Annotated in this window: 20 protein-coding genes and 1 pseudogene; 6 read left to right on the plus strand and 15 right to left on the minus strand. The window is 53.7% G+C overall.

The features are described 5' to 3' along the window. Positions 1 to 183, plus strand: a pseudogene (locus M891_RS25560) (hypothetical protein); the annotation flags it as partial. A gap of 452 nt (positions 184 to 635) precedes the next feature. Here the strand turns inward: M891_RS25560 and M891_RS0111065 are convergent. Continuing rightward, positions 636 to 3,680 carry a glycoside hydrolase family 2 TIM barrel-domain containing protein gene (locus M891_RS0111065; protein ID WP_028538880.1) on the minus strand — a complete coding sequence of 1,015 codons (3,045 nt, stop codon included), beginning with the start codon at positions 3,678 to 3,680 and terminating at the stop codon, positions 636 to 638. A 114-nt stretch (positions 3,681 to 3,794) separates the two neighbouring features. On the opposite strand from M891_RS0111065, the gene M891_RS0111070 reads away from it, so the two are divergent. After that, positions 3,795 to 4,676 (plus strand): AraC family transcriptional regulator, encoded by an 882-nt coding sequence (locus tag M891_RS0111070; RefSeq protein ID WP_028538881.1) that lies wholly within the window; start codon positions 3,795 to 3,797, stop codon positions 4,674 to 4,676. A gap of 38 nt (positions 4,677 to 4,714) precedes the next feature. Here the strand turns inward: M891_RS0111070 and M891_RS0111075 are convergent, their stop codons facing one another. After that, positions 4,715 to 5,635, minus strand: coding sequence for a dienelactone hydrolase family protein (locus M891_RS0111075; RefSeq protein ID WP_028538882.1), 921 nt, complete (start codon positions 5,633 to 5,635; stop codon positions 4,715 to 4,717). A 172-nt stretch (positions 5,636 to 5,807) separates the two neighbouring features. Between M891_RS0111075 and M891_RS0111080 the strand changes: the two genes are divergently transcribed. From M891_RS0111080 to M891_RS0111090, 3 genes are all read left to right on the plus strand, one after another. Further along, positions 5,808 to 6,839: a LacI family DNA-binding transcriptional regulator gene (locus M891_RS0111080; protein WP_028538883.1), complete on the plus strand. Its 1,032-nt coding sequence runs from the start codon at positions 5,808 to 5,810 to the stop codon at positions 6,837 to 6,839. 207 nt (positions 6,840 to 7,046) lie between these two features. After that, positions 7,047 to 8,489, plus strand: a complete 1,443-nt coding sequence (locus M891_RS0111085) for a tagaturonate reductase (protein ID WP_028538884.1) — start codon at positions 7,047 to 7,049, stop codon at positions 8,487 to 8,489. Then, positions 8,477 to 9,964 (plus strand): UxaA family hydrolase, encoded by a 1,488-nt coding sequence (locus M891_RS0111090; RefSeq protein WP_028538885.1) that lies wholly within the window; start codon positions 8,477 to 8,479, stop codon positions 9,962 to 9,964. Before M891_RS0111085 ends, M891_RS0111090 begins: the two co-directional genes overlap by 13 nt. Positions 9,965 to 10,035: 71 nt before the next feature. On the opposite strand, the gene M891_RS0111095 is transcribed toward M891_RS0111090, so the two are convergent. The 7 genes from M891_RS0111095 to M891_RS0111125 all read right to left on the minus strand — a co-directional run bounded on the left by M891_RS0111095 (position 10,036) and on the right by M891_RS0111125 (position 15,795). After that, positions 10,036 to 11,409: an MFS transporter gene (locus tag M891_RS0111095; RefSeq protein ID WP_028538886.1), complete on the minus strand. Its 1,374-nt coding sequence runs from the start codon at positions 11,407 to 11,409 to the stop codon at positions 10,036 to 10,038. A 19-nt stretch (positions 11,410 to 11,428) separates the two neighbouring features. Beyond that, a complete protein-coding gene (locus M891_RS0111100) occupies positions 11,429 to 12,055 on the minus strand; it encodes a cysteine hydrolase family protein (protein ID WP_036700147.1) in 627 nt (208 codons plus the stop codon). Between the two features lie 42 nt (positions 12,056 to 12,097). Further along, complete coding sequence (locus M891_RS0111105; RefSeq protein ID WP_028538888.1) at positions 12,098 to 13,132, minus strand: ABC transporter substrate-binding protein; 1,035 nt, start codon at positions 13,130 to 13,132, stop codon at positions 12,098 to 12,100. 54 nt (positions 13,133 to 13,186) lie between these two features. Beyond that, entirely contained in the window at positions 13,187 to 14,089 is a 903-nt protein-coding gene (locus M891_RS0111110) for an ABC transporter permease (protein WP_028538889.1), read from the minus strand. Positions 14,090 to 14,125: 36 nt separating this feature from the next. Next, positions 14,126 to 14,908, minus strand: a complete 783-nt coding sequence (locus M891_RS0111115) for an ABC transporter ATP-binding protein (protein WP_016311240.1) — start codon at positions 14,906 to 14,908, stop codon at positions 14,126 to 14,128. Between the two features lie 125 nt (positions 14,909 to 15,033). Beyond that, on the minus strand, positions 15,034 to 15,414 hold the full coding sequence (locus M891_RS0111120; RefSeq protein WP_016311239.1) for a Na-translocating system protein MpsC family protein: 381 nt from the start codon (positions 15,412 to 15,414) through the stop codon (positions 15,034 to 15,036). 207 nt (positions 15,415 to 15,621) lie between these two features. Continuing rightward, positions 15,622 to 15,795, minus strand: coding sequence for a hypothetical protein (locus tag M891_RS0111125; protein ID WP_157268794.1), 174 nt, complete (start codon positions 15,793 to 15,795; stop codon positions 15,622 to 15,624). A gap of 257 nt (positions 15,796 to 16,052) precedes the next feature. On the opposite strand from M891_RS0111125, the gene M891_RS0111130 reads away from it, so the two are divergent. Continuing rightward, a complete protein-coding gene (locus M891_RS0111130; protein WP_016311237.1) occupies positions 16,053 to 16,394 on the plus strand; it encodes a cupin domain-containing protein in 342 nt (113 codons plus the stop codon). Positions 16,395 to 16,463: 69 nt separating this feature from the next. On the opposite strand, the gene M891_RS0111135 is transcribed toward M891_RS0111130, so the two are convergent. From M891_RS0111135 to M891_RS0111160, 6 genes are all read right to left on the minus strand, one after another. Beyond that, positions 16,464 to 19,214 (minus strand): carbohydrate-binding protein, encoded by a 2,751-nt coding sequence (locus tag M891_RS0111135; RefSeq protein ID WP_028538890.1) that lies wholly within the window; start codon positions 19,212 to 19,214, stop codon positions 16,464 to 16,466. A 41-nt stretch (positions 19,215 to 19,255) separates the two neighbouring features. Continuing rightward, a complete protein-coding gene (locus M891_RS0111140; RefSeq protein WP_028538891.1) occupies positions 19,256 to 20,524 on the minus strand; it encodes a glycoside hydrolase family 125 protein in 1,269 nt (422 codons plus the stop codon). 114 nt (positions 20,525 to 20,638) lie between these two features. Beyond that, the gene (locus tag M891_RS25795) at positions 20,639 to 21,688 is read right to left on the minus strand and encodes a glycoside hydrolase family 76 protein (RefSeq protein WP_051416928.1); all 1,050 of its coding nucleotides are present in this window, start codon (positions 21,686 to 21,688) and stop codon (positions 20,639 to 20,641) included. Continuing rightward, positions 21,688 to 22,815, minus strand: coding sequence for a glycoside hydrolase family 76 protein (locus M891_RS25800; protein WP_051416929.1), 1,128 nt, complete (start codon positions 22,813 to 22,815; stop codon positions 21,688 to 21,690). Before M891_RS25800 ends, M891_RS25795 begins: the two co-directional genes overlap by 1 nt. Before the next feature lie 19 nt (positions 22,816 to 22,834). After that, positions 22,835 to 23,761, minus strand: a complete 927-nt coding sequence (locus M891_RS0111155; protein ID WP_016311232.1) for a carbohydrate ABC transporter permease — start codon at positions 23,759 to 23,761, stop codon at positions 22,835 to 22,837. After that, on the minus strand, positions 23,758 to 24,645 hold the full coding sequence (locus tag M891_RS0111160) for a carbohydrate ABC transporter permease (protein ID WP_016311231.1): 888 nt from the start codon (positions 24,643 to 24,645) through the stop codon (positions 23,758 to 23,760). The genes M891_RS0111155 and M891_RS0111160 overlap by 4 nt, the downstream gene beginning before the upstream one ends. Between the last annotated feature and the right edge of the window lie 27 nt (positions 24,646 to 24,672).

Raw genomic sequence — 24,672 nt, forward strand, 5'->3', positions numbered from 1 at the left:
GGAATAACGCATTTGCAGGCGTATTTGAATGAGTACACCGTCCGCCGTTACCTGCGCATGACTTGTTCCGAGGAAGAGATGCGCCAAAACCTGCTGCAGATGTGCTTGTCCATTCCTGCGATCTCTTACGACCAGTTAATCGCACATCATCGGAACCATCCGTCCATTGCAACCGCAGCTTAATCCATCTTGCAACTTAATCTCTCGACGCAACAGGCATCGGGAGAATCCGTAATTCAGCATGCAGATTTGCACTCGAATCTATATCTGATTAATCATTTCTAAATATTTACTTTAATATACATTATTTATATATATTATGATCTATATCTAAATCTACTTTTAGATCCATATTTTCATATCCAAAAAATATCAATATCTATGTCTACTCCTTTTCTATATATCTACTCCTTTTAAACTTTAACTTTGGGGCATCTTACTCTTCTTTGCTTTTTCTTTTTTAATTTTACGTACGGTTACTCCTTCTCTTTATTCACCACCTGATGCAACGGGATAATCCTTCAAAAGGGGGGATCGGATAGACCACCTCTTCCTCCTCCCCCGCAGCAAGAAATAACCGCTCACCCAGCTGCTTTAGCCAAGGAACGGTTATTTACACCAACTATACGCTATCTCTATTCTTCTTCCTTAAATATCGGCTGGATGGTTAGCTCAAAATCGAACGACTTCTCGGTAAAACGGTAAGGCTCTGCGAGCTGCGGGCCACAGGAGCCGGAGCCGGTGCCGCTCATTTGGTAATCGAGCGTGACAATCGTTTCGGGGCGGCGCTTGAGTTCATACGTATGCTGCGCTGCCGTCAGGTCCTCGGCGGTGTAGTGCAGCGCCTGGAACGAGAACGGTTGGGCTGCCGTGAACTTTAATCCCATGCCCTGAACGGTGGAGGCGATCGCCCATTCCGTACCGTAGCGGGAACCCGTTTCCTGCGGCATCACATAGTTCTCGAACATATCGTCCACCGACAGCAAGTATTTGCCTTTGCGTACGCTTGCCCGTTTGTCGATGTAGCTCTCATGCGGACCGTAGCCATAATATTCAATCTCTTCGGTCCCCTTCGGCATCGTCAGCTCAAGGCCAAAGCGCGGTAAGAACGGAAGATTCTCGCGTACTTCGGCGTGAACCTTCAGCTGAATCTCGCCCGAGACCCCAACTGTCCATACAGCATTACCGCGTACGAACGGTTCGAAGATATAACTGGCGAGCGAGAAGTCAACGTGGATTTCGACCGAAGCGTCTGGCTTTTGCTCCCAGTGACTCCGATATACCTTCATTGCAGCATGATCAAGACCCGCCGCTTCCCATTCCTTGCGGATGTTCATATCGTTATCCATCGGAGCCCGCCAGATGTTAAACCGAGCCAGACTCGCAAGCAACGGCACACCGTGCTTCGATACCTGTTGCGGCATCCCTTTTTTCAGATCAAAGACGTGCTCGAAATCAAACCCACGTACCGTAAGCATGCCGTCTTGTTCATCTATCGTCATAAAGCCGGCGTATCCCTCGCTTTGCAGCTTCTCGTGGGCCAACGCTGAAGTCGCACCCGGCAATTCAAATTGATAGAAGGCGATTTCGTATCCTTCCTCCGCCCATGGTGTGTCCAGCTGTTGCCGGACCGAGCAGGTTAAGGTGAGCGGCCCCGTCCCCTCCTCCTGTGCCACCGTCAGATCATAGGGAAGAGAGATGATCTCGGTCTCACCTGGTGCAGCGGTTAGCAAGCCTGACCGCCCTTGCTGCAGCACGTCTCCTTCCTGCTCCAGCTTCCAGCTGACCGCCAGGTGTGACAGGTTGCTGAAATCATAACGGTTCAGTACGCGGAAGCGGCCTTGAGCGACATCCTCTGCCTCGATCAGCACCGGTGCAATGACTTGCTTTAATTCCAGCAGACCGGTATGTGGCCGACGATCTGGGAAAACCAGGCCGTCGATGCAGAAATTCCCGTCGTTTGGCTGATCGCCGAAATCGCCGCCGTACGCATAATAACGTTGCCCATCCGGCGTCTCCGCAGCAATCCCGTGATCGCACCATTCCCAGACACAACCGCCCATCAGCTTCGGATAGCGATAAATTACGTTCCAGTAATCCTGCAGATCGCCTGGTCCGTTACCCATCGCATGGCTATATTCGCAAAGGAATAGCGGTTTGGTGCTGTTCTCATCGAGGGCATACCGCTCGATCTCCTTCACTGAAGGGTACATGCGGCTGTCCAAATCCAGGCAGGACGTGTCCGAATTGCTGTAATACCGAGGATCCGCTCCTTCGTAATGAACTAAACGTGAGGCGTCCCGCGCTTTTGTCCATTCCGCCATGGCGATATGGTTATCCCCGTATCCGGATTCATTGCCCATGGACCAGATGATGACGGAGGCGTGGTTTTTGTCCCGCTCGACCATGCGAACCGCCCGTTCCACGAACGCTTCTTTCCAATCCGGATTGTTCGACAACTTATGGAAAGCTCCTGCTTCGAGCTCACCGGTTCTGGTCACACCATGGCACTCCAGATCCGCTTCATCAATGATGTAAAACCCGAATTCATCACATAGATCAAGAAACTTCGGGTCATTCGGATAATGCGAGGTCCGGATTGTGTTAATGTTATGCCGCTTCATGAGCTTCAGGTCTGCAATCATATGGTTCACCGGAATGGTCTGCCCCAGCTCCGGATGGGAATCGTGGCGGTTCACTCCCTTCAGCTTCACAGCGCGGCCGTTGATGCGGAAGATGCCATCTGTGATCTCCACCTTTTTGAAGCCAACCCGAAAACGCAGCACTTCTTGGCCCGCGGTCAGAATCAGCTCATACAACCGGGGTTGCTCAGCGTTCCACAATTGAGGCTGCGGCACGTCCAGCTCCATTGCTCCTTTGCCGTCGATTTGCGCCTCCTTTTGTCCAATCAGCTTGCCCGCAGGATCTCGCAACTCCGCTTGAATCGTCAGGCTCCCCGTCGTTTCAATCTCCGACCGCAGCTTGCCTTCGGATAGATCGTCCGATAACAGCGGTTGATTAAACACATCACGGATGTGCGTATTATCCCGGGACAGCAAATAAACGTCGCGATAAATCCCTGAGAAGCGCCAGACATCCTGGTCCTCCAAATAGGTACCGTCGCACCATTTCAACACCAGCACGGCGAGACGGTTGCGTCCTGCCGCGACAAACGGCGTAAGATCAAACTCCGCCGGAATTCGGCTGCCTTGGCTGTAACCCACAAAACGGCCGTTCACCCACAGGTAAAAGCAGGCGTTCACACCTTCAAATACGATCCGCGTCTGCTTCTTCGTCCATGCTTCGGGTAGATTGAAATCCCTTACATAAGTTCCCGCAGGATTGTCATCCGGCACAAACGGCGGATCGTAGGGAATCGGATAGTTGACGTTCGTATAATGCAGTTGGTCATACCCATTCGTTTGCCAGCAAGAAGGCACGATTAGATCGTCCCAACCGCTCACATCCGTTTCCGTCTCATAGAAATGACTGTCTACTTCGCGAACGCTGCGATAATAGCGGAATTTCCAGTTTCCGTTTAATGTTTGAACATGCGGTGAGCGTCCGCGTTTTCCCGTTCGGGCTGTCATGGCGCTCTCATACGGAATATAGGAGGCGCGGGCCGGCAGCCGGCCGATGTGCAGACACGATAAATTTTCCCATTCACGGTTCAATTCCACCTATTTCACACTCCCCAAACGATTTGCTCTCATTATAGGGTTGAGATATAATCGGGCGGAAGCCACAAATCGGACAAACCACCAGACAAAATGGACAAAATGGAGGAACTCCCCATGGACCTGCTTCCGCTCAGAAGTAATTTAACCCCCTTACACAACGAGCTTCTGCCGCTATCCGTTTATACGGTGGGTACGGAAATTCAGCCGCCGCTCACCAGAATGAAGGGATATTCGGCACATCAGCTGTTCTTAACGATCTCTGGTACAGGGCAGTTTCGCCGGCTTTACGTTAACAAGAACAAATGGGACATTCTGCGCCCCGGCCAATTGCTCTACATCCCCGCCGGCTGTGCTCATGAATATATGCCCTACGGGGAGGGGCCTTGGTTTGTCGGGTATGTCACGTTGCTGGAAAACTTTGGCGAGGTGCTAAACCGATGGGGCTTTGGGGATGCCCCGCGGTTACTGCAGCTCTCAGACATTTCATTATTTACGGATCGCCTGCTTGCCATCTGGCAGCTGTCCGGTAACGAACATGACCCTTGGCGAACGACCGAGTTATTGTACTCGTTATTTCTAGCCATCCTCAAGGATACATCGGGACAAACGAGCCTAAAGTCGGATTCAGCCGTCCCATGGGTGCCGCCCGCTGCTCCCCCCGCCTCCTACCGAGCATCGGTTGTGGATGTTGCGGTTCGCTTTCTGCATGACCACTTAAATCGGCCGATTACCATCGCCGGACTGGCAGGTCACGTCGGCTACTCACAAAAGCAACTGACCCGGCTCTTCCGGCAAGCGATGGGGTTAACACCGCTGCAATACCTTCATCAGATACGGCTAAAAACAGCCCGGCATCTGCTCCTTGATCATCCCGACATGACGATTCGCCAAGCTGCGGCGTATGTCGGCCTGGAGCCGGTTTATTTCGCTCGGCTGTACAAGCGTGAGTTCGGCCGGCTGCCGTCGGAGGAGCTTCGCGGACGGGAAAGCAGCTGATGGTCGTAGGCTGATGACTGCTCCGAGCGCGACTCTTCCTATGGTGCGGAATGCAGCAAATACTGAGCGATGAATTCCGGCCACGCCGCACGCATTTCCGCGGACTCCATATGGCCGCCGCCGGTGATAACGGTTTGCCAATGGTTTGCCTTCCCGGCGGCGGCGTAGGCTTCACGTAAGCCTTGATCAAGCCGCTGCACCCCTTCAAACGGGCATAACCGGTCGTTGCGGCCAACCAAGCTGAGGCGGGGGCGGGGAACGATGAGCTTTTGAATATCGAGGGTCGTAAAACGCTTCAGCAGCCCAGGTACATAGTAATAAAACCCGTGATGTTCCAGACCGCGCCGCGCAATCAACGTTTCTGCATCAACCTGTCCGCAAAGGTCAATGACGACGCTTACCCGTTCATCAAGCGCCGCCAGCCACCACGCCATCAGCCCTCCCATAGACATACCGATCGTCCCGATACGCGTCGAATCAACGTCCTCCCGGGTGCACAGATAATCGATCAGCCGGTAATTATCGTAAATCATCATGCCCCATAACGATCGTCCGGTCCACAGCATTTCTTTAACCAGCTCGCCTTCACTCCTGCCGCTGCGTTCATGGAAGCCCCACATATCGATGCTGCATACCGCACAACCTAAGCCGGTCAGCACTTTGGCAAAAGACGGCTCTTGTAGATAACCGCTGCTGCGAATCAACTCATGGCGACCGTTCCCATAATTTCCGCCGTGGGAGTGATTAAACACAACCAGCGGGTAAGGACCTTCCTCCTCCTGCGGCTTAGCGAAAAAGGCCGGTACCGCCTCCAGCCCGTTTAAATCCAGCAGCAGAGTCTCCAGCACGTAGCCGTCAAACTCCTCCCGCTTTAATAACCCGGCGGAAACCGGCCTTCCAAAGGAAGGCAACTCCCCAAGCGTCTCCCATAGCTTTGATCGCTGCTCCTTCACGTGCATATCCGTTCATCCTCTCTGTTACAATTTACCGATAATTATAGCGCTTACAATCAATTTGGGGCAAATTTTATTTTCACGTGTGCATTGCTTGTTTTTCTTGACTTTTTTATATATTGGGGAATAGAATGAAAACGTGAAAAACAATGTGAATTGCTGCGGAAGTTGAGGATCTATGATTACGATTAAAGACATTGCCCGCGTGGCTGGTGTATCCCACACCACGGTATCCCGTGCATTAAACGGAAGCCCGCTGATTAAGCCGGAGACGCGGGCGAAAATTGAAAAAATCGCCGCCGAGATGAATTATGTTCCGAATGTCAGCGCCAAAAGTCTGGTGATGAAAAGGACGTACACGATCGGACTGTTCTTCTCCAGCATCGATCAAGGAACGTCCGCCAGCTTCCTCGTGGATGCGATCAAGGGCATTCATCATGCGCTGGATGAAAACTACAGTCTTACTGTGCACGGGATTGACGGCATCCGTCATTTGGAAGGCATTTCGCCGCACCGCTTCGACGGCATCCTGGTCATGAGCCAAAGTGACGCCGACAATGCGTTTATTTACCATGTGAAGCAGGCGGGCATCCCGCTTGTTGTCTTAAACCGCTATCTGGATGATCCCGGCATCGTGAACGTTGTTGCCAATGACCGGGAAGGTGTGCGGGAGGCGATCAACTATGCAATCGATCAAGGCCACCGGCGGCTGGCCATCATGGAAGGCAAAGCAGGCTTTCGGTCTGCGACAGAACGGAAGCAAGGCTTCCTGGAAAGCTTGCTTGCCCACGGTCTTGCCCTCCCTGCTGAATATCAAGTTGCCGGCGATTACAGCATCGATAGTGGGTACCTGATGATGAACGCGCTGCTGGATCTGAAGGAGCCGCCAACGTTGGTATTTTGCGCGAACGACGATATGGCGATCGGGGCGATGAACGCCTGCTTCGCCCGGGGGGTGAACGTGCCGAATCAGGTGTCGCTGATCGGGTTCGACGATATTGTGTTCGCTGGATACACCAACCCCGCCTTGACGACCATCCGTAAGCCGGTCGCCGATATCAGCGAACTGGGAACCCGCAAGCTGATCGAGCTAATGCAGCCTGCAGGTCCAGGGGCATCGGATCAGGAGCAACCAACTGAACCATCCAGCGAGACCTTGTTCGTCCCAACGACATTGGTGATTCGACAGTCTGTGGCCAAGATCTCCTGATCTAAACTGGAACAGTGAATCATGCTTACTGACTGTTAGTCATTACATTATAGGGTCGACTTCGACCCGCAATTAGCAAGCTTATTGGGTTAGTCCTGGCCCTGTTCGGCAAGCCAGGCAACTCACCCTACTCCTTAATGTTCACGTGTGCAAACAAGTGTGGTATCTCTTTATCTCCTCAGCATCTATACCAAGGAGGCGAAAAATATGGACACCCCGCAATATCCGCTCTTATCCCGAACCTTATTTCCCGATTTGCCTGCCTACCCGGAACGGATGATCCAGTTCGGCGAAGGAAACTTCCTGCGTGCCTTTACTGCCTGGCAGGTGCAGCAGATGAACAAGCAAGGCCGGTTTCAAGGTAACATCGTGATGATTAAGCCGCAGGGCAGCCCGGTATCTGAGCATTATGCGAAGCAGGATCATCTTTACACGGTACTCATTAACGGGATCGCCGACCAGCAAGTCATCAATGAACACGAGATCATTCACTCTGTCAGCCGATTGATCAGTCCGTACACCGAGTACGAACAATTTCTCGCCTTGGCGGAGCAAGATTCACTGGAATTCATCACCTCGAACACGACCGAGGCCGGCATCGCCTACAAGCCGGAGGATCGTCTCACGGACGCACCGCAGCAGAGCTTTCCCGGTAAGCTGACCGCCCTCCTCTACCGTCGCTATCAGCTGGGCAAAGCAGGATTTACGATCATCCCCTGCGAGCTGATTGACCGCAATGGCGAGAAGCTGCGCGAGATCGTCCTGCGCTACGCCGCTGAATGGGATCTTGGCGATGGGTTCATCCAATGGCTTGAACAGGAGAACACCTTTTGCTGCAGCCTCGTAGACCGGATCGTTCCCGGATATCCGCAGCAGCAAGCAGAGCAACTGGCGCAAGAGCTCGGTTATCAAGACCTTTTGATGGTAACCGCCGAGCCTTACCTGCTGTGGGTGATTGAAGGCCCAGCCTGGCTGCCTGAACGGCTGCCATTAACCGAAGCGGGGTTAAACGTCATCTTTACCGAAGACCTGCGTCCGTACCGCGAGCAGAAGGTTCATCTGTTAAACGGCCCCCACACGGCCATGGCCGCGTTGGGCTTGCTTGCCGGGCTAACAACGGTCGAAGATGTGATGAACGACGAGGATCTCTCTGTGTTCGTCAAGGAACTGATGGAGCAGGAGATCGTTCCGATGCTTGATCTGCCTAGAGCCGGACTGCTGTCTTATGCCGAGGCTGTTCGCGAGCGCTTCATGAACCCGTTTATCCGCCACGAGCTGGCTTCGATTTCGCTAAACAGCATCGCCAAGTTCCAAACCCGGCTGCTGCCTGTGCTCCTGCGCTACCAGCGGGAACGGGGCGAGCTGCCAAAGCGAATCACGCTGGCCTTCGCCGCCTTGCTGGTTGGTTATCGGGGGGATCGGCTTGCGCGAAAGGACAGTCCGGAGGTGCTGACCCTTTTTGATCAAGCTTGGTCACAACCCGTTGAAGCGATCCCGGTCCTGTTACGGGAAACGAAGCTGTGGGGGCAGGATTTATCCAGCGTTCCCGAACTGGCGAGAACCCTGGAGCAATATGTGCGGAAGCTGGACGCTTTTGGCGCCCGAGCGACATTACAATGGTTGGGAGGCGGCAGCTTATGCGACGATTAATGAAAATGAACCCGCGTGACAATGTAGCGGTAGCGTTACGGCCAATCACAGCCGGTGAAGAGCTCCAGGTTAACGAAGAGTCTGTTCGTGCATTGCAGGACATTCCTCAAGGCCATAAAATCGCACTCACCGCCATCCCCGCCGGTTCGTCCGTTACAAAATACGGCTACCCAATTGGCCATGCGGTCACCGCGATCGCTCCTGGCGAGTGGGTGCATACGCATAACATCAGAACCAACCTCGCCGGCGAGGAGCAATACACGTATCAACCGAACCTGCACCCCGTCATTTATCCGAAGCGTTCCTTGACCTTTCAAGGATACCGGCGGGCCAATGGAAAAACCGGCATACGCAACGATCTGTACATCGTGCCCACGGTCGGCTGCGTGAACGGAATCGCGGAGCAAATGATCCGCGCCTTTAAAGCGGAGCACCCGGATCTTGGTCCCTTCGATAACATTACCGTGCTGAGTCACCCCTATGGCTGCTCGCAGCTTGGGGAAGACCATCTCATGACGCGCAGCATTCTCGCTGATGCCGTGCTTCACCCCAATGCAGGCGGCGTTCTCGTCTTTGGTCTAGGCTGCGAAAATAACGTCATTTCCGAGTTCCGGGAGCGGCTGGGCCATTACGATGAGCAACGCGTCAAATTTCTGGTGGCCCAGGAGGTCGAGGATGAGCTGGAGGCCGGTCTGGCACTGCTGGAGGAGCTGGTTGAAGCGGCGCGCAACGATCGCAGAGAGCCGGTGCCGCTCAGCGAGCTGAACGTTGGGCTCAAGTGCGGCGGATCGGACGGCTTCTCCGGCATTACGGCCAACCCGCTGCTTGGCGCTTTTTCCGATTTTCTCATCTCCCAGGGCGGCTCTACAATTCTAACCGAGGTCCCCGAAATGTTTGGAGCTGAACAGATGCTGATGGCCCGCGCGGAAAGTCCAGAGGTGTTCGAGCAAATTGTTGCACTTATCAACGATTTTAAGCAATATTTCTTATCCTACGGTGAACCGGTCTACGAAAACCCCTCGCCCGGCAATAAGGCCGGCGGAATCAGTACACTGGAGGACAAATCGCTGGGCTGCACGCAAAAGGCCGGGACCGCCCCGGTGGTCGACGTCCTGAAATACGGTGAGAAGCTGCGCAAGAAAGGCCTCAGCCTGCTGCAGGCACCAGGGAACGACCTGGTTGCCTCCTCTGCGCTCGCCGCCGCCGACTGCCAGCTCGTTCTCTTTACGACTGGCCGCGGGACACCGTTTGGCAGCTTCGTTCCCACCGTCAAAGTGGCTACGAACAACGAGCTGTTCGCCAAGAAGAAGCACTGGATGGACTTCAACGCCGGCATCTTGTTGGATACGCCGATGGAAGAAGTGCTGGAGCAGTTTATTCAATACGTCATTGCAGTAGCCAGCGGTCAACCGACTCGGAACGAGCAGAACGAGGTCCGCGAACTGGCAATTTTCAAAACGGGAGTCACCTTATAAACGGATCGCGCCCAAATCACACCAAAAAGCCATTGCCCGGACGATAACGTCCAGGCAATGGCTTAGCTTTTCTAAGATGGCGATACCGTCTCTTCATGGTGGCGACGATGCCGCGCTTGACGGACGGTAAACAGCAGAAGAACCAAGGAGCCGAACACCAATGCGAGACAAAGGACGAATACCATCCGATATCCGTCTACGCCGGCCAGGAGGGCTCCGCCTGCCGCTGTGCCAAACATCATGCCCAGGTTCCGCGACAACGCGAGTAAACTGCTGATTAACCCCAAGTGGCTTGGATCCACGCGGCCCATCACCAGGCTCGTATTTGGCGAAGTGATCATCCCCATGGATGCCCCCAGCAAGACAATCAAGGTAATGAGCAGAAACATCGGATAGGAGGAGGAAAGAAACCCTAAAGCCAATAACGTTCCCGACATCGCGAGCAATCCCGCCGTCAACAACGGCAAGGAACCGTGCTTGTCCGATAAACTGCCGAATAACGGGGAAGCGACGATCAAAGCCAGCGGATACCCCATCATGATCAATCCGGCCATTGCCGGCGGGGCGTCTAACTCGTGGCGAAGATAAACCGGCAATACAAGTTGCGACGAAAATGCGGCCATATACGTAACGATGGTGATCCATAGCCCGGTATTTGTCGCAGCATCGCTGAGCAGCTTGAGATCGATGAAGGGGGAGCCGCTGGTGGAAAGACTCCACATTACAAATCCAGCGGCACAACCCGCAAACAAGAGCAACAACACGACCACAGCCAGGGATCCCCATCCCCATTCCGAGCCTAGATGAATCGCTGTGACCAGGCCGGTTAACGAAATCCCAAACAACAGCGCTCCAGTTACATCGATGTGCCCTTGCTCCTCCGGCTGATCCTTCGGAATAAACCGCTGGGCCATGATCCATGCTGCCAAGGCAGTGACGGCCAGCAACCAGAAGCACGCCTCCCAAGAGATCCATTGAATCAGCACCCCTCCGAGACTGGGGCCAATCATCGAACCGGCGGCCACGAAGGTGCTGATCATCCCTAGGGCTCTCCCCCTCTTTTCGGGAGGAAACAGAGAAACGATCAGCGCCATGTTGGTCGCCTGATACATCGAGGCGCCAACGCCTTGTACGATCCGGAAGGCAATCAGCCAGCCCAGAGACGGGGCAAGCGCGCAGCCAAGCGCTCCTAACGCAAAGCCGAGGTAACCCAGATTATGCACGGACCGCCGCCCCCGGATATCCCCGAGTTTCCCCATCACCGGCAGGAGGACGGAAATGACCAGCAAATAAGCCGTAACCACCCATTGCGCAGAGGCAAGGCCGATCTGATAATCTCTAGCGATATCCACCAGCGCGATGTTGAACATGCCGGCGGAACAGTTCGATAAGAAGGCTCCCGTACAAATAATATATTGAACCAGTGTACGGGTTTTGCCGTTCATGCCCATACCTGCACCTGCTTTACACTTGTGTCATCGTCATCGGGTTCACGGTCGTTTTCCCGGCCCGTTCCCACAAGGAAATCACTTCGCGGGTGTCCGTGACTTCACCGAAATATCCTTCAATATTTTTTATCGTCATTTCATGAGCCTGGGTTGAATAAGAGGCGCAGGCATCGCGAAGCAGCACGATGTGATAGTCCAGCATAAAACCGTCCCGAGCCGTCGATTCCACGCACACATTGGTGCTGACACCGGTCATGATCAACGTTTCGATCTTCTGGCTCCGCAGGATGGAATCGAGTCGAGTATTCACAAAAGCGCTGTAACGGTGTTTGTTCACGACGACCTCACCCGGCTCGGGCGCAACTTCGTAGAAATCCGCCCCCCAGCTGCCCTTCCGACATACCGCCATCGATCGTCCGTTCGATCGTTCCCTCCAAGCTTCGGAATCGGTCGCTTCTTCATGAAAGGTCTGGATAAAAATCACCGGCACCTCAAACACTCTGGCTGCTGCCAACAGGCGATGTAAATTGGGCATCATATCGGCTACGGCACCTATGTCATTCCCCGCTTGAGCTAAAGCCCCCTCCGGGTGACAGTAATCATTCTGTACATCGACCACCACGATGGCTGTCCGGCTGTTCATTAGCTTCTGTTCTAAATTCACCTTGCTTCACCTTCCCTTTCCTTACTTGGATGAATTAACGAACTGCATATCTACCAATTGATCATAGGAATAATCGCCCGTATAAATCCCGGTTTTGATCAGCACATCCATGTCTTGTTTCACAGCGGCTCCCGTAATGAACCCATCCCTGCTCCATAGATTGTCCGCATAGGCGCGGTCAAGGGAGGCCTGAATCGCATCATCGGATAACGTAGGGAACTCAGCTTTCATGTTTTTCATCGCCAGTTCTTTGTCCTCTTGTACTGCCTTCAGCGCCTCGATAATTGCATCGGTGAACAACTGCACCGTTTCCGGATCTTTCTCGATCGTCGATTTCTTAACACTAAGCACAGAGTAAGAGAAATCGCCGAAATCATGGAACTTATAAAATGGTTCGCCCCAGACATCCTTAGAAATCCCGTCGCTAATTTGCGGCTCCGCGCCATTGCCGATATCCGCCGCTCCTTGCTGCACCATCGTCACGACAGTGGAGGCATCCGCCGGCTCCAGCAGCGTGACATCTTTCTCTGGATCCAGCCCCAAGTAGATGAGCAAATAACGGATCAGCAAATTGGGAGTACCGCCATGACGTCCGGCATTGATCTTCTTCCCTTTAAAGAACTCTTTCAAATCCGCCTCTGAATTCCCGGCCGGAGCCAGCCCTTTTTTGGCCACCAAGTAGACGTTGGCTCGGTTCACGACGTTGACGATTGACACGATGGGATCGGAGTTCTTCTTGTTCGCCAGTGCGTTGGACTCCGTTCCGCCGATGACGCCCCATGCATCTCCACTAACCACCGCGGTGACATGTGCTCCGCCAGCTGCCTGAATCACCTCCACATCCAGTCCCCGCTTCTTGAAGTAACCTTCCCGTTGAGCCAAATAGAGAGGTAGATATCCGGTGGAATGAACGGGTTCGGCGATAACGATTTTTTTGAGTTCCGTGCTCCCCTCCGCTGCTTCCGCGGTGGACTCGCTTTTTCCTCCGCATCCCGCAAGTAAGCTGGCCGTCAAAGCCAATCCCAATAATAACGGTAACAGTCTGCTCTTCTTCATCCAACTTCCCCCTCATGAACATTTTCTGATTCCGGATGACTGACAAGGTCCTCTTTATTTAACGCCGAACCCTTTGGACAACCCTCTTTCCAACAGCACGACGCCCCAATACATGGCCATAGAGAGCACCGACAACACCACCACGCCAACCCATACGAGATTGATGTCAAGAATCGTCCCCGCATACATGATCATGCGTCCAACACCTTGGCTGGAGGCGATAAATTCGCCGACGATGGCCCCGGCAAGCGCAAGGGCAATGTTGATGCGCAAACTGCTGATGATCCAGGGCATCGACCACGGAATGACGACTTTGGTAAAGACCTGCCAGCGTTTGGCCCCCAGCGAATACATCAACTTCTCCATATCTGGGTCTACGCTTTTCACCCCGCTGTAGGCGGACAAAGCAGATACCACAACCGTCATGGAAAAAGCCAGCGCCACCTTGGAGAAGAAGCCGATTCCCAGCAAAATGACGAGGACAGGCGCCAGAGCCAGCTTGGGCATTGCATTTAAAATGATTAAGTAAGGTTCGCTAATGCCGGCATAGCTGCGTGACCACCAGAAGGACAGGCCCAGCAAAGCTCCGCATAACGTGCCAAACACAAAGCCCAGTAAGGTTGAGCCTGATGTATAGGCGATATCGCCTAACAGGCCGCCCTCCGCCACTTGCAGCCAAGTCGTTTGCCATATCGCGCTTGGGCTGCTCCAATAATAAGAATCCAACCAGCCGATCCGGGTAAATACCTCCCAGATAATGAACAGCAGAACCCCTACGGCCACCCTTCCCCAGCCGATTCTGCGAGCTTTCTTCCGCTCCGCCGCCTCTTCGTCATAAATCAGCGGTGCGGATTTTGTAGCGGACGGGGTTTTTAGCTTTTTTTCAGCTGCCGGCACCACCGCATCCGTGGACAGAGAATGAATCACAAAAGTCGATTTCCGCACAGTTTCTTCCACACTTCATCCCTCCTAGATCGTTTTTTATCCCAACGGTCAAAGCGCGAGTTCTTCCTCGGCATGTCCCGCTGATAACTGGTCAAGCAAGAGATGTTTCAATTCCATAAAATCCGGAGACGTCATATCCTCCGTTTTACGCGGGCGCTCCATCGTGACCGTGATTTTCGTTTTGACCCGGCCCGGCCGTGAAGAGAAGACATAAATATCGTCGGATAAGTAAATCGCCTCATCGATGTCATGGGTGACGAACAGCACCGTTTTTCCAAAGTCGGTCCAAATTTGCAACAGCCAATTTTGCATCGTAAGCCGGGTCTGGGCATCCAGCGCGCCAAACGGCTCGTCCAGCAAGATGATGTCGCGATCGTAAAGCAGCGTTCTCAGCAGCGCAGCCCGTTGTCGCATGCCTCCCGACAATTCCTTGGGATAATGCTTGTCAAAGCCTTTGAGTCCATACTTCTCCATCAGGGGCAACGCTCGATCCACCGCTTCCTTTCTAGGGACGCCGCGAATTTCCATCCCCAGAATGATGTTGTCCAGAATCGTCCGCCACGGCAGCAGCATATCCTTTTGCAGCATGTAACCAACATATCCCGTCTTTCCCACGATGTTCTCCCCGTCCGCAAGCACCTCTCCGGTAGAGGGGGGAATGAGTCCGGCAATGATGTTGAACAAGGTCGACTTGCCGCAGCCGCTTGGGCCAATGATGCTGACGAACCTTCCCGCTTCAATCTTCAGGCTCGTTTCTTGCATGGCCGGGATATCTCGGCCGTTCCGGCGAAACCATTTACTGACTCCGTTAATCTCGATTTTGGGCTGCATGCTCCAACGCCTCCACTCCTTGAAATTTTCGTGTGTAGATATAAAAAAATCGCCAGTTAAAACCCATAGCGCCCCCTAACAAATAGCGCTGCGAGTCCAAACTGACGATTAGCCGGCTCTTTCGATTAGCGAAGTTCCGACAACTCCTTCAGATAATCCTCCACGTCGCGATCCAAGACAACGATCGTACCGGAAAATTCGGTCTCTGCATCGTAATCTTTGAGTATGGCGACGATATTCAGTTGAAATTGACGTTCGAGGGCTGCCTTAATCTCCCGCTTGAACACTTGAAATAACAAGTAATCCAGCTGCCTTGTGGACTGAGGATAAGCCTCATCCAATAGCTTTAAGACCGGCACTCGCCCGTTCAAAGAAATAATCACAATTTTGTTGCCGACGAAATCGACCTTTTGCTGTTTTACACCCACGTTAAAGATTTGCTTATTGATCGCGTTGTAAATCCTCAAAATGTCCTGCTTCCATTCGCCAGCAGTCAAGTTGGCCATACCTCACACCCTCCTTCATGTCAGGTATTCTATCATAACTCTGGGGTGTGATTAATGAAACTCTCATTCTTGTGATTTATTATAGGCGTTTAAAAGGGATTGTCAATACGTTTACGTCAAAAAAAATAACATCCATCCACTTGGATGTGATGTTATTTTACATGAAGGCTATATTTAAATGTATGGCATAGGATGAAATGTGTCAAATTACCCGGTGAGCAAAGCCAACCTGTCAATTTGCTGGTACAACCGCTCCGCTTCGTCTGCCAAGCTGGGTTGATTCAGCCGAATTGACATCGCAAGCAGCCGGTCAGCTTTCTGCTTGAGCTGCTTAATCTCCATCATGACCGCTTCTTGATCCATCCCCGGAAAACGTTTCACGAGCGTTACTCCTTTCACCACATTTTCAAAAAACATCCATATCCCCTTTCTCCAATTTACTCCAATTTGCAGTAGTGGCCATTTCACAGAGTTTTGAAATAGGGGGTATTTTTTCGCAAACTTGATCTGAATCAAGTAGAAAGAAGAAGCTCGATGCTAACATAGGAGACAAGGATCAGGAGTCCCGGCGATCAAGCCGGAGTATTCCAGCCAAAGGATCCGGTCCACCAGGCCGGAATAAGGAGGATATCAGGAAAATGGAAAAATTATCAATAGCTCAACTTCAGGACTTCCAAGCGGATAAATTCACCAAACGGATAGCCTACAAAAAAGGGGAAAGCGTCGTGTTTGTGCTAAACTTTATGCCGGGCCAAGAGCTGCCAACCCACACCCATCCGAATACAGACGTGTTTATTCTCGCCTTGCAAGGTCACGGGACGATTACGGTGGATGGAGCAACCTCTCCGCTCAATCAAGGTGAAGTCCTGCATTTGGAAGGAGCGGAAGCCTTCTCCTACCGGAATGACGGAACCAAGCCCGCCAGCTTGTACGTTTTCTTAACCAAAGTTCCTGCACCAGAGTACGCACAGAACATTTAAGATACGAATTCTAATCGCAAAAAAACAGACCGAAGGCTGAATCTCCCCTCCGCCCCGGTCTGTTTTTTATTACTTCTTGATCAAGTCTCCCAGCGAAACGGCAGTTCCCTTGGAGACATTGCCAGAAGCATCAACGGCTTGGAATTGGACCGTATAGTTTTTGGGATTGTTTACGTTCGGCAACACCGCGGTCTGGACACCGCGCGCCACCTCCAATGTATTGCCGATTAGCTTCTTGTTTTTGAGCAAACGAATCTGCACCTTCACAGCATCCACATCGTACGGACCGTCCCAAGTTAACCGAATCTGTCCATTTTCTCGAACCGCACGTACATGCTCAACCTCTCCTGGAGGAGTGTGGTCCCGAGGCGGCTCAGGTGTAACAGGCGGTGCCGTAAATACGTCCGGGTCACCAAACGTAAATTTATCCAGGTTAAACAACCAATCCGATCCCTTAAAGAGCAGGAACACGATATGCTTGCCGCGAACCGAAGCCGTGAGTTCCGCCGAGAACACCTTAAACTCCTGCCAGCCGCCGGTCCCTGTGACCTGCACCTCCGCAATTACAGGGCCGCTTGGGCTGTCCAGCCGCACCTCAATCGTCCCACCGGCGGTATCGCTCGCCGCATTGACATGGAATTGCCCCGCTGCGCCGCCTTCGCCAAAATCAATGTAGTTGTACATGGCATAAGGCTGGTTCGGGCCGTACATTCCAGCGAGATACGTCTGTCCTCCGCCCTGCTCTGTGCCAAACCCTGAGCCAAGGGTATAACTCTCCGCTTCGATTTTGCCGTAAGCGTCTTGAGCCCGGCCTTTGACGGTCGTGAAGCTGAACCAGTCGAGATTACATGGATAATCGCTGCCGTCTGTGCCATGGAACACCAGATAGACGTCATGGATGCCCCTCGCAGCCGAATCATCGATCGTGGACATTACGTCGATCCACGTTGACCAATCGCCTGCCGCCGGAATCTCAAGGGCGGCGATGGTCGGCCCGTTCAAGCTGTCCAGCTTCACCTCGATCGTTCCTCCGCGGTTTCCACTTGCCACATGCGCCGTGATCCCGGCCGCACCGCTGCCGAAATCGATGCCTTCATACCGAACGTACGCGCCGTTCGTGATCCCCTCCAGGAAGCCGTATTCGCTGTTTCGGCTCACCCCGTTTCCGTCATCGAAATCGCCGGCCTTCCGCTTCGCATAGGCATCGGTTTTCGTCGGATCGGTCTCCGTAAACCGGAACCAGTTCAAATTAAACAGATAATCATCATTTGCTTTGACAAAAGTGAGATAGACATCATGCTTGCCAGTCACGGCCACCGGCTGACCTTGTTCATCCTTGAGCACGGCCACCGCATCGATAAACTGGTTCCAGCTGCCTGTGCCCTCAACCCGAACGGTACCGATTTTAGGTCCGTTCTCCTTATCCAGCCGGATTTCGATGCTTCCGCCAGACGTGGCGCTGGCAGCCCTAGCAATGAAGCCAACGGCTCCCTTCGACCCGAAGTCGACATTTTTGTAGACAGCGGTATGTCCGTGCTGGATCCCGCCCAGCTGCAACGTGCCTTCTGCACTGCCCTCGAGCACGAAGCCTTGGCCGATGTTGTATTTTTCCGCCTCGATCCGTTGATTGGCCGGCTTCACCGGATATACCGGAACTGTCACCGGTTTTGGCTGCACGACCGTCACAGCCTGAACGGCGCTGGAGGCTGACCAGGACTCATAGGTGCCGGACAACAGCTGTCCGATCCAGTTGCCGTCGACGAGCCCCTCTGCGTTCCGATGGCTCCAGGCCATCGCCGCATTAAAAGCGAGCCAATCGTCGAACTTCCGCTCGAACTCACGATGCGCCTTGGACTTACTGCCGTCCACTGCTTTTTGCAGGTAAGCCAAATTGCGCAGCAGAATCGTTTTGCCGCCCTTCAGATCTCCATGCGGCCCCTCGTAACCGAGCAGTCCGTTCGGTTCTGTCTGATGAGCCATCGTAAATTGGGCAGCCTTGATCGCATCCTCCAGATACACCTTGTCGCCTGTTACACGATGCAGTCCGACAGCTGCGCCAATAAACGTTCCTTGATTATAATGCGTTGCATCCGGCACAGGTCCTTGGTCCATCTCGATCCGGTCGAATACCTTGCCGTTTCCGTCCGTCAGCATCGTTTTGCCCCATCGATATATCCGGGTTGCCGCCTCCAAATAGTGCGGGTCATCCGTGATTTCATACAGGAACACTGCCGCTTCGGCCGCCGGGAAGTTGATACAAGCATTTTTCGTGACATGCTCGCTGTTCAACCACCAGATGCCGCCGCCAGCAAACTCATCATCCCATTGGGTGTCGTAGACGAAATCGAAGTAATACTTCGCTTTATTCAGATACCGGACTTCCCCGGTGATTTGATACGCTCTGGCACTGGCCATCGCCCACCACATAATGTCATCGTTAAACGGATTGTTCGTCCAATCCTCGCCATACTTCAGGACCGCTCCATCGAAAATATCGTCGATCTGGGCCCGCAGCTGCGCCTTTAACTCCCGATCCGATGTACGAAGGTAAGCGTCCATGACCATTTCCCACAGCTCGGCTTCCACCCAGAAGCCCTGGTAGTTAGAGCCGCGATTGGAATCGGCCCAGAACAATTTAGCCTGCGGATCCCAGAACTTGGCGTTAAATGCCCGGATCGCCGCATCCGCATCCTTGGAAGTCCAACTGGCCGCATGGGCCTCCGAAGCGTTTGCTCCGGTAAGCAGCGAAATCGAGAGTGCCATCGTTAACGTGAGTGCAAGTAATTTCGATAACGTTCCATTCCCCGGATTCCGTTTCACGGCAAAACCTCCATTTTCGGAAATGTTTTCTTACCCGAAAGCTAGCGCATGGCAATTTCCAAACCACATAAACTGAGCACAAATTCGACAAACATGGCATTAGACCAAGAGAACCATTCCCGCGTATACTCCGATGGATTATCCTTGTGGAACCCTTCATGTACCAAATTCGTTCCCGCATCGGTCCGCTCGAACATATCCAGAATCTCCAGCTTTTCCGCTTCCTCCAGCGCAGTGATCCCTTGAATGGATAAGGCGATGTGCCAAATGTAGTCCGGCGGCGTGTGCGGGCTGCCGATGCCTTTGGCATACGTTCCTTCATAGTAATAGGGGTTGCGGCGGCTCAGAATCATCCGACGCGTGTTGAGATAGATCGGATCGTCTTTGCTGCAGTAATCGAGATAAGGCAGCGACAGCAGGCTCGGCACGTTGGCATCATCCATCAGATTCACGCCGCCCAGGCCGTCTACCTCGTACGCATACACCTTCCCAAACTCCGCATCCTCAATAATGGCGTATTTTTCGATCCCTTGCCGAATGTCGTCCCGCAGCGCACGCACCTCACCCGCGAAAGCGTCATCCCCGTAAAACTTCTCATTGATCTCCAACAAATACCCCAGCACCACAATGGCAAAAAGGTTCGACGGAACGAGATACCCGTATTTGCAGGCATCGTCACTCGGGCGGAAGCCCGACCAGGTCATCCCCGTGTAGCCAACCGGTCCTGGAAGCCGATCGGTTTCCCCGCTGTTTTCCCGGACGAACGTGTATGTTGACAGTTCCTCATGCCGCTGCTCGGTCCGCCACGTTTGCAGAATCAGTTCCGCCGCTTGCTTAAATTCCGGCGTGAAGTGGCGAGTTTCTCCGGTATTTTTCCAATAAAGGTAGGCGAGCTGCAGGGGATAACATAACGAATCCACCTCATATTTCCGTTCCCAAATCCATCCGGACATCTCGGTCAAATCTGTCTGATGACCGCGGAAATTCTCAAATTCGTTAAACGCGTTAGCATAGGGATCGCGCAGGATCGATTGGTATTGCGTTCTCAGCACGCCCTCGATAATCTCGCGCAAGCCAGCATCCTGCGCCGCCGGGATGAGATACGGCCGAAGCTGATTCACGGAATCGCGCAGCCACATGGCCGGGATATCGCCGGTCAGCATAAACACCGTGCCGTCATCGTGGCGATGGATGGTGGTCTCCAGCGTATTTTCATAACACCGTTTGAACATCTCGACGATTTTCGGGCGATGCTTCATTTTGGTCTCCACCAAGGCAATAATGTCGGATTGAGTTAGTTGCTCAGTCATGGTTAATCTCCTCCGTGTTGTCTCGTAGTCGTTGTGCTTGTGATGCAGGTTGTGCTCGTTGTGCTCGTTATGGTCACATACGTTCGCTTTCGGTGGTTCGGTTGTACATGTTCCTCACTTGCGCGCCTCCAGCCGGGCCGCCGCTTCCAGCAGCATCAATCCGCTCAACTGGACGCTGAGCTGAACCGGCAAGGTCGGCTGCTCCTTCCAGGAAGGGGCGCAGAGCATCGGGCTCTCAAATAGCCCGCTGGATCGAAGTGTCTCCGCATTGGCAAAAATAACCTCCCGCACGTGCGGACACGCTGGATCGACCTCCAGAAGTCGGTCGAGATAGCGAATGAGGATCCCTTTGAATAACCCGGTATCGTCGATGCCTTCCTCCGGAAGCAACCAAGTGCCGGGCTCGCACAGCTCCTCGAAGCAGGCGGCCGCAGTACGCCGGGCATCCTCTAGGTAGGCTGATTCGCCGGTATAGAAGTATAATTCAACTCCCGCGCCAATGAAGACGCCTTGGCAATACGTGAATCGCCAGTCTTTATCAATCGCACCGTCCCCCGTACGGTTCATGCCATCCCAAACAAAGCCCGTTGCGGGGTCAACCAGATTGGCTTTATTCCAATCGTAAATTCGTTTCGCCCAAGCGAGATCTTCGGGCCGACCGAATATGCCATAAAGCCGGGCAGCAAGAATTGCTGCGGGGGCGTTGGCCGGGGTGTTTTTGTAATCCAACTGATCCTTCTTCCATGCCATCCCGCCGCCGCAATACTCATTCCAAGCCGTTTGGATGTCCGCCCATAACTCTTGAACCTTCTCCTCATAGCACGCCTCACCGGTCGCCCGGTAAGCCCGCAGCAGGGCCAGTGCCGTCCATTCCATGTCGTCATAATAATTGTGCGTGAACGTCCCGCCGTTATAACGCTCCAGACTGCGGCAGAACTGACGCATCCGATCCGGCAGCGCCGGGTCGCCGGTCCGCTCATAGGCGTCCACCAGCACATCGAGGACATGGGCTTGCCACCAGTAGTAGAAATTTTCGCCGACCCGTCCCGCCGAACGCGGATACCACTGGTCCAGGATGCCGGTCTGCTCATTCCCGTAACAGGCGAACAGATCGCGGTGCATGCGTTCCGCCAGTTGGGCCCAACCTAGCTCACAGCGGTCCATCACGGCGTCTCCCCTTGGGGGGCAGCCTCCGAAGTTTGCCTTGGGGCTGATTGATCCTGAGCCGCCTTCGGCTTAAGCGCTGCTGCCGCCTCCATCAGCATCACGCCGCTCAGCTGCGAGCTGAGGGATACGGCTATATCTGGCTTAGGAGCCTGGCTCCAATCCGTGCCAAACCGCGGTTGCTGCGGATCGGCGGCCAGGTGGCTCCAGGTACGTTCCGCCTGAAGGGCGACGTACTCGGCAACCTCAGGATGGTCTGGAGCCGCTTGTGCCAACTGCACCAAGTAGCGGATCAGGATGCCTTTGAACAGTCCGGCATCGCCATCCCCTTCCTCCGGCAGTAGACCGGTCTTTCTGGAGGTGAACTCCTGGAGGACGACGCGGAACGTGCGAAGCGCCGCCTCCAAGTAAGCCGCATCACCGCTTACCCGGTACATCTCCACCGAAGCTCCAATAAAGACGCCCTGGCAATACGTAAACCGCCAATCCTTATCGATGGTGCCATCCCCGGTACGGTTCATCCCATCCCACACCAGGCCGGTGACCGGGTCGATCAGGTTCGCCGCCTGCCACTCGTAGATCCGTTGTGCCCAAGCCCAATCGTTTGGATCGCCAAACGCTTGGTACAACCGGGCTGCCAGAATCACGGCGGGAGCATTGGCTGGGGTGTTTTTATAGTCGAGCTGTGATTTCTGCCAAGCGATCCCGCCGCCCATGTGCTCGTTCCAGCCGGTTTGAATGTCCTGCCACAGCAGTTGGACGGCCTCCTTGTAACGCGGTTCACCTGTGGTCTGATAGGCGCGCAGCCAAGCGAGCGCCATCCACTCCATATCGTCGTACAGCTCATTGGGCCAAGCGCCTCCGTTACGCTGAAGCAGACCATCATACAGCTGCTCCAGCCGCTGAACATACCGCCGCTCCCCTGTGCGCCGCAGTCCGTCAACTAGTACATCCACCGCATGCGCCATCCACCAATAATGGAAAATCTCATTGCAGGTTCCATTTTCGCAGGGCGTTTGAATATTGTACATCCGAATTTTTTCGTTCCAGAATAATGCATCCAATGCCGTCTGAGCCAGGTCGGCCCGTTGCTGCCGGATTTCCGTCTCTTTCATGGTCGTCGTCATATGAGCTCTCCCCTCTGTCCTATCCCTTGATTCCACTAAACGCGATCCCCTGAATAAAATACCGCTGCAGCAGCAGGAACAGCACCAGGATCGGCAGAATGGCCACCAGCGCCCCCGCCATCATCGGCCCATAATCCGTCTGATAGTTGTACGAAAAAGCCTGCAGCCCCATCTGAATCGTCGCCTTCGCCGGATCGTTCAGGACGATCATCGGCCAGAGGAAGCCGTTCCAACCGGCCTGGAACGTAAAGATTCCGAGCGTCGCCAGCGCCGGCTTGGTCAGCGGCAAGTAAATGCGCCAGAAGATTTTGAATTCGCCGCAGCCTTCGATCCGCGCCATCTCCATCATGTCATTGGGCAGGGTCAGAAAGAACTGCCGCATGAAAAAGACCGCAAACGTCCCGGAAGCCCCCGGCAAAATAATGCCCCAAAACGAGTTCATCAGCCCGTACCCTCCGCTGCCGAACAGGTCATTGCCGCCTGCCAGCGGGATATGGCGCAGCACGTAGACGCTGGGGATCATTGTCACGATCCCCGGCACCATCATGGAGACCAGCAGAATGCGAAAGAATGGCTGGTTCATCCGGAATTTCAGCTTGGCAAACGCATAACCGCTCAGCGAACCGAAGAACAAGTTACATAACACCCCGGCCGCCGCAAGAATAAAGGAATTCCAGAAATAAAGACCAAAAGGCACGGTCGTAAACGCGTTGTAATAATGCTCGAATGTCAGGTTCGTCGTAAACCATTTAATCGGCAAAGTGAACATGTCTTCATCATGTTTAAATGAGGTCAGCACGCTCCAATAAAAGGGCAAAAACATGATGACCGCAATGATACCGCCAACCGTATAAAACAACACATTCGCGATTCGGTTCTGCGTGGATACACCGATTTGCGGACCTCGTGTACGGACGCCTGGTTTTATCGTCTCTGGATTTGTCATACGATCGGCTCCTCCGCTTTGGTGATTTTCATGCTGATGATGGAAAATACGAGAATCGCCATCGCCAGCACAAACGCCTGCGCTGAGGCATACCCCATCTGCAATTGGTTAAAGCCCTGCTGATAGATCAGGTAGACCGGAGTTTTCGTGACGTTCGCCGGTCCGCCCTGCGTCAAGACAAACGCCTGGTCGAACAACTGCAAGGCGCCGATGATGGACATGACGCTGACGAGGAACGTCGTCGGACGAAGCTGCGGCCAAGTGATGTAGCGGAAGCAAGCGAACCGCGACGCCCCGTCCAGCCGGGCGGATTCGTACAGATAGTCCGGCACGCCTTGAAGGCCGGCTAAATAGATGATCATATTGGAGCCAACCGACTGCCAAAGCGTCATGACGATGATCGATAACATCGCTGTCTCCGTCTGCGACACCCAGGCCGGGCCGGTGATGCCAAAATAAGCAAGCAGCCCGTTGATCAACCCGTATTCGGGATGCAGCATCCAGATCCATACCGTGGCCGCGGCGACGGCCGAGGTCAAGGTCGGCAGGTAGTAAAACGTGCGGAACAGCTTGACCCCGCGTATCTTTTTGTTCAGCAGCATCGCAAACAGCAAGGAAATCAATAAGTTCAGCGGTACAAAAACAATCGCATAATAGAACACGTTGATGAAAGTCTGCCAAAGCAGCGCATCGTCGATCAGGCGGCGGTAATTGTCCAATCCTACCCAATCGTTGCTGCTCAGCACGTCATAGTTGGTGAAGCTGAGGTACAGGGCCATCACGACGGGGATGACCATGAATACGGCAAATAGCAGCATGGTTGGTGTTATGAACAGATAGGCCATTCGAGCCTGATGCCGTCCAAGCTTATTGATGGATGCCATTCTTCGCTCCCCTTTCAGAGGCCGATT

The sequence above is a fragment of the Paenibacillus sp. J14 genome (assembly GCF_000518465.1).
Lineage (GTDB): Bacteria > Bacillota > Bacilli > Paenibacillales > Paenibacillaceae > Fontibacillus > Fontibacillus barengoltzii.